This is a genomic window from Nocardia sp. MH4, from assembly GCF_019266065.1.
Classification (GTDB): domain Bacteria; phylum Actinomycetota; class Actinomycetes; order Mycobacteriales; family Mycobacteriaceae; genus Nocardia; species Nocardia canadensis.
Window position 1 is genome coordinate 51,569 of the sequence record NZ_LPNR01000131.1, and the last position, 14,726, is coordinate 66,294.

At 72.5% G+C, this 14,726-nt stretch carries 1 protein-coding gene; it reads right to left on the minus strand.

Annotated features, from left to right (window positions below; translation table 11 throughout):
* Window positions 1-14: 14 nt before the first annotated feature.
* Window positions 15-14,552: an SDR family NAD(P)-dependent oxidoreductase gene (locus ATM97_RS32040; RefSeq protein WP_308248696.1), complete on the minus strand. Its 14,538-nt coding sequence runs from the start codon at window positions 14,550-14,552 to the stop codon at window positions 15-17.
* Window positions 14,553-14,726 lie beyond the last annotated feature (174 nt).

Sequence of the window (14,726 nt, forward strand, 5' to 3'; positions counted from 1 at the left end):
CCTGCTCGTTCAGCTCAGCTGAGGTTGTCGATGAAGTCGAATAGCTCGCGGTCGTCGGCGGCATCGAGGCCGGCGATGTCGACCTCGCCGGGGTCTCTGCCTTCGAGCCTGCGCACCAGCGCGGCCAGCTTGTCGGCGATCCCGGACCGGTCCGCGGCGGACAGGTCGGCGGTGTCGAAGCTGCGGGCGAGCGCGTCGACCTCGTCGGTGATCCGCTGCGCGGGGTCGTCGACGGGGGCGATCTCCCGGCGGACGAATCCGGCCAGCGCTTCCGGGGTCGGGTAGTCGAACATGGCGGTCGCGGGCAACTGCAGGCCGACAGCGGTTTTCAGCCGGTTGCGGAATTCCATGACGCCGAGCGAGTCGAATCCGAGATCGCTGAACGGCTTGTCCGGGGCCGTCGCGGCCGCGCTCGCGTGACCGAGCACGGCCGCGGCCTGGGCACGGATGACGTCGAGGACGAGCCGGTCCTGTTCGGCGACACCGCGGCCGAGCAGCCGCGCCGCCAACGACGCCGCGTCGTTCGACGCCGCCCGCGACCCGGTCACGTCGCCGACCCTGCGCCGGGTCGGCCGGGCCAGGGCGCGCATGACCGGCCGGACCTCGCCGGGATCGACCGCACCGAACGCGCCCGGGTCGATCCGGACCGCGACGAACGCGGACCTGCCGCCCGCCAGGGCCGCGTCGAACAGCGCCATGCCGTCGTCGGTGCCCAGCGGGAGCAGACCTTCGCGCCGCAACCGGACGAGGTCGGCCTCGCCGAGGCCGCTGGTCATGCCGCTGCTCTGCTGCCACGGACCCCACGCCACCGAGGTCGCGGGCAGCCCGCGCACCTGGCGGTACCGGGCCAGCGCGTCGAGGAAGACGTTGGCTGCGGCGTAGTTGGCCTGCCCCGGATTGCCGATGACACCGGAGACGGACGAATACAGCACGAACGCCGACAGGTCCAGGTGCGCGGTCGCCTCGTGCAGGTTCCACGCGGCGTCGACCTTCGGCCGCAGCACTCGGGCGATCCGGTCGGCGGTCATGGTGGCGAGCAGGCCGTCGGCCAGCACGCCCGCGCAGTGGACGACGGCGGTCAGCGGATGCTCCGCCGGGATCGCCGCCAGCACCGCGTCCAGGGCGGCGCGGTCGGCCGCGTCACAGGCGACCACGTCGACCTGTGCGCCGAGTTCGGTGAGCTCGGCGACGAGTTCGGCCGCACCGGGAGCCGCCGGACCCCGCCTGCCCGCCAGGACGAGTCGCCGCGCGCCGTGCGCGGTGACCAGGTGGCGCGCGGCCACGGCGCCGAGCCCGCCGGTGCCGCCGGTGATCAGCACAGTGCCCTCGGGCCGCAACGGTGTCGGCACGGTGAGGACGTTCTTGCCGATCCCCCTGGCCTGGCTGAGGTGCCGGAATGCCTCGGGCGCCCGGCGCAGGTCCCACGCCGTGGTCGCGCTCGGCGTGAGCGCACCGCGCTCGAACAGGTCGACGAGCGCGGCCAGGATCTCCCGGAGCCGGTCCGGGCCCGCCTCCATCAGCATGAAACTCGCGTACCGCACACCCGGGTGGGCGGCCGCCACAGCGGCGGGATCGCGGCGGTCGATCATGCCCATCTCGACGAACCGGCCACCGCGCGGGAGCAGCCGCAACGACGCGTCCACGAAATCGCCTGCCAGCGAATCGAGCACGATGTCGACACCGCGACCGCCGGTGACGGCATGGAACTTCCGCTCGAAGTCCAGGGTCCGCGAGTCACCGATTTGATCGTCGTCGAAGCCCATCTCCCGCAGCACATTCCACTTCGGTGTGCTGGCGGTGACCAGCAGACGCAGATCCCAGTGCCGGGCGAGCTGGACAGCCGCCATGCCGACGCCACCGGTGGCCGCGTGCAGCAGCAGGGTCTCGCCGGGTCGCGCGGCGGCCAGGTCGACGAGGCCGTAGTAGGCCGTCGCGTACACGATCGGCACGGCCGCGGCCTGGGTGAACGACCAGCCGCGCGGCATCCGCGCGAGCAGCCGGTGATCGGTCACCGCGACCGAGGCGACGCCGGGGGTGAAGCCGAACACCCGGTCACCCGGCGCGAATTCGGTGACGTCGGGCGCGACCTCGAGCACGATGCCCGCGCCCTCGCCGCCGATGCGGCCGTTCGGATCGGGATAGGTACCCAAGGCCATGAGCACATCACGGAAGTTGAGCCCGGCCGCCCGCATGCTCACCCGCACCTGTCCCGGGGCGAGAGCGGTGCGCGGGCGCTCGACCAGCGCGAAGTTGTCGCTGGACAACGTGCCCTTGTCGAGCGGGGTCAGCGCCCACTCCACCGCGTCCGGCACCTCGAGCGCGCCCCCGCCGGGGTGCAGTCGGGGCAGGTACGCGCTGCCCCGCCGCACGGCCAGCTGGGATTCGCCGTCGGTCGCCACAGCCAGGGCCACGGCGGCGCGGTAGTCGGCCCAGGAGTCGACATCGACGAGCAGGATCCGGTCCGGGTTCTCGCTCTGCGCGGTGCGCAGCAACCCCCAGGCCGCCGCGACGGCCAAGGCCACCTGCTCGCCGGGGTGCACGGCGACGGCCCGGCTGGTCACGACGACGATGCGTCCGTCGTCGGCCAGCAGGCGCTGGACCCGCACGGACAGCTCCGTCATCGCAGCACGCACGGTGGCGGGCAGATCGGTGCCGGTCGACGCGCCGTCGAGGCGCACCACCGTGGCGGTTCGACCGTCGATCGTGACGGTCTCGGCGTCGTCGGAGGTGGTCCAGTCGCCCAGGCCGAGGGCGACGGTGGGCTCGGGGGCGGCGACCCAGTCCAGCTCGTAGCCCACACTGTCCGCGCGGCGGGTGACCGTGCCGAGCGCGTCGGTCGACAGGGACCGCAGGGTCAGCAGGCCGACCTCGGCGACCGCCGTACCCGCCTGGTCGGCGAAGGTCAACGTGATCCGCGCACCGCCCGGACCGGTCCCGGCCGAGGTCGCGCGCACGCGCAGCGTGGTCGCTCCCGTGGCACGCAGAACGACGTTCTCCCAGGTGAACGGGACGGCGACGGTGCCGGTGGGCTGGTCGGGAACCAGGCCACCGAGCAGGATCGCGTGCAGGGCCGCGTCGAGCAGTGCCGGATGCAGGCCGAAGGCGGCGGCGTCCGCGCGCACCGACTCCGGCAGGACGACCTCGGCGAACACCTCGCCCTCGCCGCGCCACAGCGCGGTGAGCCCGCGGAAGGCCGGACCGTACTCGTAGCCGCGCTCGGCCAGGCCCGCGTAGGCGTCCGCGAGCGCGATCGGGGCGGTGTTCGGGGGCGGCCAGGTCACCAGGTCGGATCCGGCGGCGGAGGTCGGCGCGGCGGTCATCGTCGCGACGGCGTGCCGGACCCACCGGTCCGAATCCTCGCCTGCCGCCCGCGAATACATCGACACCGTCCTGGCGCCCGCGTCGTCCGGTCCGCCCGCCACCACGCGCAACTCGGCGGCGGTCTCGGTCGAGAGGGGCAGCGGCGCCTCGATCACGAGCTCGGTGAGCAGCGGACACTCCACCACGGTGCCCACGTGCAGGGCCAGTTCCACGAGCGCGGCGCCGGGCAGCAGCGCCACCCCGGCGACGGCGTGATCGGCCAGCCAGGGATGACCGGCCTGCGAGAGCCTGCCGGTGAACACCACGTCCGGGGAATCCGGCAGCCGCACCATCGCGCTCAGCAGCGGGTGGGCCGCGTCGTCGAGCCCCGATTGCCGGACATCGGCGGCCTCGACCGGCCGCACCCAGTACCGCTGATGCTGGAAGGCATAGGTGGGCAGGGTCACTCGTCGTGCGGCCCGGCCGGCGAACACCGGCGTCCAGTCCACCGGCAGCCCCACGGTGTGCGCCTGGGCCAGCGCCGTGACGAACCCGGCCGTCTCCGCGACCGAGCGCCGCGACGATGCCAGCACCGCCGACTTCGCCTCCAGCTCGGGGTGTTCGGCCAGGCACGACCGGGTCATCGCGGTGAGCACCGCGTCCGGGCCCACCTCCACGAACCGGCGCACTCCGGACTCGACCAGCGCGTCCACCCCGGGCGCGAAGCGCACGCAGCCGCGCACCTGGGCCACCCAGTACTCCGGGTCGAGTACCGTGTCGCCCGCCGCGGCGCCGGTCACATTGGACACGATCGGCAGCAGCGGCGCGCGATAGGTCAGACCCTGGGCGACCGTGCGGAATTCGGCCAGCATCGGATCCATCCGGGCCGAATGGAACGCATGACTGACCCGCAACCGGTGCGTGCGGCCGCCACGTTCGGCGAACAGGCGGGCGAGCTCGTCGACCGCGTCCTCGTCGCCCGAGAACACCACCGCCTCCGGGCCGTTCACCGCGGCCACCGCCAGCCGGTCACCGTATCCGGCCACCAGTTCCATCGCCTCGTTCTCGGACACCGCCGCCGCCAGCATCGCCCCGCCCTCGGGCAGCGCGCCCATGAGCCGGCCTCGGGCCGCCACCAGCGCGCACGCGTCGGCGAGCGACCAGACACCGGCGACATAGGCGGCCGCCAGCTCGCCGATCGAATGACCGGCGACGACATCCGGGAGCACACCGCACGATTCGAGCAGCCGGAACATCGCCACCTCGAAGGCGAACAACGCGGGCTGGGTGAACTCGGTGCGGCTCAGCCCCGCCTCGGGGGCGTCGAACATCACCGCGCGCAACGATCCGCCGAGGTGGCGATCGAGCTCGGCGCAGACCTCGTCCAGCACGGCCGCGAACACCGGGAAGTCCCGGGACAATTCGGCGCCCATGCCGGGGCGCTGCGCGCCCTGCCCGGTGAACAGGAAGGCCGTCTTGCCCTGTCCCACAACACCTGCGACCGACCTGGACGATCCCGTCCCGGCCGCGAGGTCGGCGAGCCCGTCCAGGAGCTCCTGGCGGTCGACGCCCAGCGCGCCACCGCGCCACTCCAGCAGCGCCCTGGTATCGAGCAGGGCCGACGCCACGTCCCGCAGGTCGGCGTCCGGGCGCTCGATCAGCCACTGCCGCAGCCGATCCGCCTGCGCCCGCAATGCCTGCTCGGACTTCGCCGACACCAGCAGCGGGACGATCCCGGAGGGGGCGGCCGACGCTCGCGCGGCGAGCGGAACCACCGGCGGTTCCTCGAGGATGACGTGCGCGTTCGTGCCGCTGATCCCGAACGAGGACACCCCCGCCCGCCGCGGCCGCGCACCGGCGGGCCACCGTTCGGCCTCCGCCAGCACCCGCACCGACCCGGCCGACCAGTCCACATGCGGCGACAACGCGTCGACGTGCAGGGTCTTGGGCAGGGTGTCGTGGCGCATGGCCTGCACCATCTTGATCACGCCACCCACGCCGGACGCGGCCTGCGAGTGTCCGATGTTCGACTTGAGCGAGCCGATGCGCAGCGGCTCGTCGCGGTCCTGCCCGTAGGCCGCGATCAGGGCCTGCGCCTCGATCGGATCGCCCAGGGTGGTGCCGGTGCCGTGCGCTTCGACCACATCCACGTCCGCCGGCGTCAGGCCCGCGTCGGCCAGCGCCGCCGCGATCACCCGTTCCTGCGACGGTCCGTTGGGCGCGGTCAGGCCGTTGCTCGCGCCGTCCTGGTTGACGCCGGTGCCCCGCACGACCGCGAGCACGTTGTGGCCGAGCCGCCGCGCGTCCGAAAGCCGTTCCACGACCAGCACGGCCGCGCCCTCCGACCACGAAACGCCGTCGGCCGCCGCCGAGAAGGACTTGCACCGACCGTCCGAGGCCAGCCCCCGATTCCGGGAGAACTCCAGGAACACCATCGGCGTCGCCATCACGGTCGCGCCGCCGACCAGCGCGAGGGAACTCTCCCCCTGGCGCAGGGCCCGGCACGCCACATGCAAGGCCACCAGCGACGAGGAGCACGCGGTGTCCACCGTCATCGCGGGGCCCTCCAGCCCCAGCGCGTAGGACACCCGCCCGGACGCCACACTGCCCACGGCCCCGGTCACGACGTAGCCCTCGACCTCGGGGGTCTGCCGGGTCAGCGTCTCGTAGTCCTGGTACATCACGCCCGAGTACACCCCGGTATCGGTGCCGCGCAACGACATCGGATCGATGCCCGCGTGCTCGAGCGCTTCCCACGACACCTCGAGCAGCAGTCGTTGCTGCGGGTCCATCGCGATCGCCTCGCGGGGCGCGATCCCGAAGAAGTCCGCGTCGAAGTCGGCCGCCCTGGTCAGGAAGCCGCCCTTCCCGGAGTAGGTCGTGCCCACGTGATCGGGGTCGGGATCGATCAGCCGATCCAGCGCCCAGCCGCGATCCGCCGGGAAGTCGCCGATGGCGTCGGTGCCCGTGGACACCAGCTCCCACAGCTCGTCCGCGGAGGCGACCCCACCCGGGTACCGGCACGCCATGCCGACGATGGCGATCGGTTCGTCCGCCCGCGCCCGCCGACCCGGCCGCGCAGCCGGGTCGCTCGCCGCCTTCGGCTCGACCCGCGACTGCACCAGCTTCGCCACGGCCGCCGGGGTCGGATGATCGAAGACCAAGGTCGACGGCAAGGTCAGGCCGGTCGCCTTGCCCAGCCGGTTGCGGAACTCCACCGCACCGAGCGAGTCGAAACCCAGCTCGCGGAACGGTTTACCCGCGTCGACCGCCTCACCCGAATCGTGGCCGAGTACCGCGGCCACCTGGTCGCGGACCACCGCCAGCACCACGGCGGGGCGCTGCGCCTCGGGCACGCCCGCCAGGCGCGCGCCCAGCGAACCCACCGCGTGGAGGGTGGGCGTGGGGGCCACGGCCGGGCGGCGGACGAAACCGCGCAGGACGGCGGGGACGGTGTCGGGGTCGGACTCGCGACGCAGGACGGTCGCGTCGAACCGGATCGGGACGAGGCGGGCGTCCGGGCGAGCGAGCGCGGCGTCGAACAGGCGCAGTCCCTCGTCGTCACCGAGCTGTCCCAGGCCCAGCCGGTCCCAGCGCGCGACGGCGACGCGATCCAGCGCGCCGGTCATCCCGCCCGCCTGGTTCCACGGACCCCAGGCCAGCGCGGTCGCGGGCAGACCGGCGGCGCGACGCTGTTCGGCCAAGGCGTCCAGGACACCGTTGGCCGCCGCGTAGCTGCCCTGTCCGGCCGTGCCGAGCAGCCCGGACACCGAGGAGAACACGAGGAACGCCGACAGCTCGCGGGTCTGCTCGTGCAGGTGCCACGCGCCGTCGACCTTCGGCGCCAGGACCCGGTCGATCTGGTCGTCGGTCATCGCCTCGACGACGCCGTCGTCGAGGACGCCCGCGGCGTGCACGACGGCGGTCAGCCGCCCGTCGGCGGCGATGGTGTCGAGCAGGGACCGGATGTCGTCGGCGTCGGCGACATCGCAGGCCACGACGCGGACGTCGGCGCCCGCGCGCCGCAGCTCGTCGACCAGGTCGGCGGCGCCGGGAGCCGCGGGACCCCGGCGCGAGGTCAGCACCAGGCTGCGGACCTCGTGCGCGGTGACGAGGTGGCGGGCGAACAGGGCGCCCAGTCCGCCGGTGCCGCCGGTGATCAGCACCGTGCCGTCGCCGAACGACGTGGCGCCGGTGTCCGCCGACGCGGACGTGCGCGTCAGCCTGGGTACCAGGAGCTCCGTGCCGCGGACGGCGACCTGGGGCTCCCCCGACCGGGTGACGGCCGCGATCCGCTCCGCGTCCAGCGGCGCGGCGGGATCTTCGTCGACGAGGACGAAGCGCCCCGGGTGCTCCGACTGCGCGCTGCGCACGAGGCCCCACACGGCGGCCGCGCCCAGATCTGGCGTTTCGCCGGGAAGGGTGGCGCCCGCGGTAGTGACCACGACGAGGCGAGGCGATCGCTCGTGGGCGAGCCAGGACTTCAGCGTCGCGAGGGTGGTCAGGACGCCGTCGCGGACCGCCGCCGGCGTCTCACCGCTGGGCGCCCGCCACACCACCGCATCCGGAAGCTGTTCAGCGGCAGCCAGATCGGTCACGGTGACGGAGACGTCGATCCCCCGCACCACCGTGCCCGCGAGCGCCGCCATCGACGGCGCGGACCCACCGGTGACCACGACGGGCTCCCAGCGCACCTCGTACAGCTGTGCGTCGTCGTCGGCCAGTGCGCTCCGGAAGGCGTTCACGTCGTAGGGACGCATCACCACCGCCTCGACCGACACGATCGGCGTGCCGTCCGGATCGACGGCGGCGACGGATACGGTCTCCGGGCCGGTCGCCACGGCGATGACCCGCAGCGAGGTGACCTCGGCCGTCGGCGCGTGGAAGTGGACCCCGCCCCAGCGGAAGAGCAGCTTGCCGGTGGCCGCGTCGGCGGCGGCGTCACGCCACACCAGCTGGGCGAGTCCGGCGTGCAGGGTCATATCCAGCAGCGTGGGATGCAGGCCGTAGCGGCCCGAGTCCCCCGCCGTGTCGGTGACGAGGGCGAGGTCGGCGAAGACCACGTCGTCTCGTCGCCACGCGGCGCGCACGCCGGTGAACGCCGGGCCGTACTCGAGGCCGGAGCCGTTCGACATCAGCGCCGGAATCTCCTCGGCGGCGATCGGTTCGGCATCCACCGGCGGCCACTGCTCGCCGCGCAGGCGCGCGAGCAGGGCCGAATCGCCGGCTCGCGCCGACAGCGCACCGGTCGCGTTGCGCGTCCATGCCCCCTCCGGCGAGGTCCGGAAGGAGAACTCGAACTGGCGCGATCCCGACGCGTCGGGCGCCCGCACCAGTACCTGCAATTCGACCTCGTCCGTGCCGGACGGCAGGATCGGCGCCTGGAGCGTGAGCTCCTCCAGCACACCGCAACCGATTCGATCACCGGCCGCGAGCAGGAACTCGGCCAGGGCCGCGCTGGGCACGACCACCACGCCGTAGGAGGCGTGATCGGTGATCCACGGCTGCGCGCGCAACGACAGACGGCCGGTGACCAGCCACTCGTCGGTACCCGCCAGGCCCACCACCTCGGTGAGGATCGGGTGACCCGAGGTCGAATGCGGCGCGTCCTGCACCGGCGGCAACCAGAACCGGCGATGCTGGAACGCGTAGGTGGGCAGCGGAATCCGTCGCGCCGCGCGATCCGCGAACAGCGCAGTCCAGTCGACCCGAACACCGGCGACATGTGCCTGCGCGAGACCGGTGACGAACTGCGTCACCTCCTCGGCCGACCGTCGCGCGGTGGCGACCACCGTCGACTCCGGTTCGACCTCCGGGTGCTCGGCCAGGCAGTTCCGGGTCAGCGCCGACAGCACCGCGTCGGGACCCACCTCGACGAACCGGCGCACGCCGCCGGCGGCGAGCGCGTCCACGCCCGGCGCGAACCGCACACAGCCCCGCACCTGGCGGACCCAATACTCCGGGTCGGTGAGCTCGTTCCCGGCGAGCTCACCGGTCAGGTTCGACACGATCGGCACCCGAGGCGTGGAGTAGGCCATAGCTGTTGCTACAGAACGGAATTCGTTCAGCATAGGGTCCATGCGCGCCGAGTGGAAGGCATGGCTGACGCGCAATCGGCTGGTCTTGACGCCGGCCGCCACGAGTCGCTGCTCGATCTCCTCGATCGCGTCGGCATCGCCGGACAGCACCGTCGAGGACGGGCCGTTCACGGCCGCGACCGCGACGCGATCGCCGACGGCGGCGACGATCTCGACCGCGCGCGCTTCGTCGATCGCGACGGCGAGCATCGCGCCGCCCGTGGGCAGGGCGCCCATCAACCGACCCCGCGCCGCCACCAGCGCACACGCGTCCGGCAGCGACCACACTCCCGCCACATAGGCCGCGGCCAGCTCACCGATCGAATGGCCGATCACCGCATCCGGTGTCACACCGAAGGATTCGAGCAGCCGGTACAGCGCCACCTCGACGGCGAACAAGGCGGGCTGGGTGAACTCGGTCCGGTCCAGCACCGCGCTGTCGCCGTGGAACATCACCTCGCGAAGCGACTGGCCCAGCACGGGATCGAAGTGCTCGCACAGCGCGTCGAATGCGGTCGCGAACACCGGGAACGCCGCGTACAGATCGGCGCCCATGCCGATCCGCTGTGCGCCCTGACCGGTGAACAGGAAGGCCGTCCGTCCCGCACCGGCGCTGCCGTCGACGACACCGGCTCCGGTTCCCCCAGCGGCGAGGTCGGCCAACCGCGCGAGGATCTCATCGCGATCGCGACCGAGCACGACACCGCGCGCATCCAGGTGCGCGCGGGTGCTGACCAGTGAATAGGCGGCGTCGGCGACCTCCACCTCGGGGTGGTCCGACAGCCACGCGTGCAGTCGCGCGGCCTGCGCGCGCAAACCCGGCTCGCCCTTCCCGGACACCAGCAGCGGCGTGATCGTCGCCGTCCGCGCGAGCGCGTCCTCGGTGACCGGTGCGGCCGGCGCTTCCTCGAGAATGACATGCGCGTTGGTGCCGCTGATCCCGAACGACGAGACACCCGCTCGCCGGAGCCGCTCCCCGGCGGTCCACGCTTCGGGTTCGGTCAGCAGACGCACCGCGCCCGCCGACCAATCCACATGCGGCGACGGCGAATCGAGATGCAGGGTGTGCGGCAACCGCTCGTGCCGCATCGACTGCACCATCTTGATCACCCCGGCCACACCCGCGGCGGCCACGGTATGGCCGATGTTCGACTTCAGCGAACCGATGCGCAGCGGCTCGCGGTCCGCGCGACCCTGGCCGTAGGTGGCGATCAGGGCCTGCGCCTCGATCGGGTCACCGAGGGCGGTTCCGGTCCCGTGCGCCTCGACGACATCCACGTCGGCCGCCGTGATTCCCGCGTTGGCCAGCGCCTGCGCGATCACCCGTTCCTGGGAGGGACCGTTCGGCGCGGTCAGGCCGTTGCTCGCGCCGTCCTGGTTCACGGCACTGCCGCGGACAACGGCCAGCACCTGGTGGCCGGATCGCTGCGCGTCCGAGAGCCGTTCCAGCACCAGCACGCCGGAGCCCTCGGACCAGGCCACGCCGTCAGCGGCGGCCGAGAAGGGCTTGCACCGGCCGTCCGGAGCCAGGCCGCGCTGGCGGGCGAAGTCGACGTGCAGGTACGGGCTGGCCGCGACGGTGACGCCACCGGCGAGGACCAGCGAACTGTCCCCCTGACGCAGCGCTTGGCACGCCAGATGCAGCGCCACCAGCGAGGACGAACACGCCGTATCCACCGTGACCGCGGGCCCTTCCAGGCCGAACACGTACGCGATCCGGCCGGAGATGACGCTGTGCGAGGTACCGGTGAGCCGGAACCCCTCCAGGTCACCGGTCACCCGGCGCGCGTACCCCGAGGAGCAGGCGCCGACGAACACGCCGGTGTCGCCGCCCCGCAGTGAGGTCGGGTCGATGCCCGCGTCCTCCAGCGCTTCCCAGGCGGTTTCCAGCAGCACGCGCTGCTGCGGGTCCATCGCCAAGGCCTCACGCGGGCTGATGCCGAAGAAGCCGGGATCGAAATCGCCCGCACCGTCGAGGAATCCGCCGTGGCGGGTGTACACGGTGCCCGGGGTACCAGGATCAGGGTTGTAGAGGCGGTCGAGGTCCCACCCGCGATCGGTGGGGAATTCACCGATGGCGTCGCGTCCCGCGATCATCAGATCCCACAGATCCTCCGCGGAGGCCACCCCACCGGGGAAACGCGCGCCGATGCCGACGATCGCGATCGGTTCGTCGGTGGTCGTGCGCCGCGAGACCCGGTGCCGGTCCTGCCCGCGCCCGGCGACACGGGCCCGCAGCAGCCCCGCCACCGCTGTCGCGGTCGGATAGTCGAAGACGAGGGTGTCGGGCAGCGGCACACCGGTGGCCGTGGTCAACCGATTGCGCAGCTCCACACCGCTGATCGAGTCGAAGCCGGTCTCGGTGAACGGCAGGTCGGGGTGGATCGCCGTCGGCGACTCGTGGCCGAGGACCGCGGCGGCCTGCTGCCGCACAATGTCGAGAACCAGTGCGTCGCGCTGGAATTCGGGTGCGGCGGCGAGAGTCCGCGCCAGTTCGGTGTCGTCCCGAGCATCTACCCGGACCTGATCACCTTGATCCCCAGCACCATTCGCCGTGGTCGTCGGCTGCGCGCCGTTGTGGCCCGCCACTCCGAATGCCGGATCTTCGTGGCCCAGAGCCCCCCGCCCTGGGGCGCTGAACCGGGTGCCGTCGCGCTCCGGGTCGTCGAGCTGCGTTGCCGGGACCCCTGCGGTGCCGTCACCCGCTCCGCTGAGATCCGGTGCCCTGAGTCCTGTGGCATCGCGCTCGGTGGGGGAATAGACGCCCGGGGGAAGGGTCCTCGGGGTTCCGGACCAGAAGTTCCGGCGCTGGAATGCGTACGGCGGCAGATCGACTCGCGATCCGCCGGTGACGAGTGCGTCCGGTCGGACCGGCAGGCCTGCACAGTAGGCCTGGGCGAGCAGGGCGACGAACCAGTCCGGACCATCCTCACCCAACCGCCGCGAACCGAGCACCGCGACGGTGTCGGAGGCCATGTCGGCGAGATCGGGGGCGAGGGTCGGGTGTGGGCTCATCTCGACGAATCCGGTGATGCCGTCGGCGATCAGCGCGGATATCACCTCGGCGGACCGGCCAGGGGCAGGCTGCGATCGGAGCCAGTACTCGGCATCCAGGTCCGCGGGATCGACCGGATCGGTCGAGGCCGTGGAGCGGAACGGGACCGACCCCGAGCGTGGTCGGATCGACGCCAGGTCTCGCCGCTGTCGGGCGGCGTCCTCGGTCCGCGACCGGACGACCACCACGCGCGCCGCGTCGTCCAGCGACAGCCCACCGGCGATGTGCGCGGCGGCGATCTCGCCCAGCCCGTCGCCGAGCACCAGATCCGGTGCAACGCCCGACGCCTGCCACCGCCGAGCCATCGACACCATGACCGCGAACAACACCGGCTGCGCCACGTCCGGGCGATCCGCCGACGGCGCGCCCTCGTCGCCGCGCAGCACCGCGCGCAGCGACCAGCCCACGTACGGCGCCAGCGCCGCTTCACAATCCGCGATCGACTCGGCGAACGCCGGGTCCGACGCCAACAGCCCCAGCGCCAGACCGGCCCACCTGCTGCCCTGCCCGGGGAAAACGAACGCGACCTTTCGCGGCGCCGCCTCGACGATCGTCGCCCCGGACCCCGCCACAGCCGCCAACGAGGCCAGCAACTCCGCACGATCCCGGCCGACCGCGTACCCGCGCCACTCCATCGCGACCCGGGTGGTCACCAGCGAATGCGCGACATCGACCACATCCAGCTCGGGACGGCCGCCCAACCACTCCCGCAACCGCTCCGCCTGGGCCCGCACACCGGTTTCGGTGCGCGCGGACAACACCCACGGCACCACCCCGACGTCGACCCCACCGCGTGCAGTGCGCGCGGCGGCGAATTGCCCACGGTGAGTGGTAGAAGGGGCGACAGCTGTCCCGTGGTGAGGGATGACCGCCGGGGCTTCCTCCAGGATCACGTGGGCGTTCGTACCGCCCATGCCGAACGAGGACACTCCGGCCCGGCGCACGGTGTCGGTCGACCAGCCCTCGTTGGCGGTCACTACGCGCAAGCCCAAGTCGTTCAAGGGAATTCGTGGATTGGGTGAGTCGAAGTTCAGGCTGGGCACCAGGTCTGCGCGACTCAGGCTGAGGGCGGTCTTGATCAGGCCCGCGATGCCGGCGGCGCCTTCCAGATGGCCGATGTTGGTCTTGACCGAGCCCACGGCCAGCGGGGCGTCCGGTGCCCGGTCCGCGCCGTAGATGTCGCCCAGGGCCGCAGCCTCCACCGGATCGCCCGCCGGTGTTCCGGTGCCGTGCAATTCGACGTACTGCACCGAGGACGCCTCGACCCCGGCCGCGCGCAATGCGGCGCTGATCGCCGCCGCCTGCCCCGCCCGGCTCGGGGCGCTCAGTACCCGGCGCTCGTTTCCCGTGTTCACCGCGCTGCCGCGGATCACGGCGTGGACACGGTCGCCGTCGGCGATCGCCCGGTCCAGCGGTTTCAGCACCACCATGCCGCCGCCCTCGCCGCGCACGAACCCGTCGGCCCTGGCGTCGAAGGTGTAGCAGGCGCCCCGCGTCGACTGCGCGCCGAACTGCTCGATCCGCGCGCCGCTGGACGGTGACAGGATCAGGTTCAGGCCGCCGGCCAGCGCCACCTCGCTCTCGCCGCTGCGCAGGCTCTCACAGGCCAGGTGGACCGCGACCAGCGACGATGCCTGGGCGCTGTCGACCACGAGACTCGGTCCGCCGAAACCGAAGTGGTTCGAGATCCGGTTGGCCATGATGCCGCGCCCGGTCCCCCACAGCGCGTGTCTGCTGACGCCGGGACCGCCGCGCAGGGCCATGACCTCGGCGAAATCGCTGCCGGTGCTGCCGAGGAACACGCCATAGGGCCGCGACCGGTGCCCCGGCGCCGCCAGCCCGGCGTCCTCGAGCGCCTCCCAGCTCAGCTCCAGCGCCAGCAGCTGCTGGGGATCGACCGCACGTGCCTCGTTGGGCGAGACACCGAAGAAGTCGGCATCGAAATCACCTACGGTGTCGAGGAATCCGGCCCGCTCGGTGATCGCGTCCCGACCGGCGGGCGCGGTCCCGATCGCGGCCCGCCCCTGACTGAGCAGCTGCCAGAACCCCTCGAGATCAGCGGCGCCCGGCAATCTGCAGGACATACCGACAATCGCGACGTCGAACGTCGAACCGGTCACCTCTGAACATCCTTCCGCGAAACACGCTAATTCCCCCGAGCCCCCTGCCGAGTATGTGTGGGGGCTACCAGATCGCGGAGCGGGTCATGTCACCATCGATTCGTAGTACTAACTAATAAGTTCGACGACTCAGACGATTCGTGCGTCGACACAACGAATCTCGATGCGGTCGAG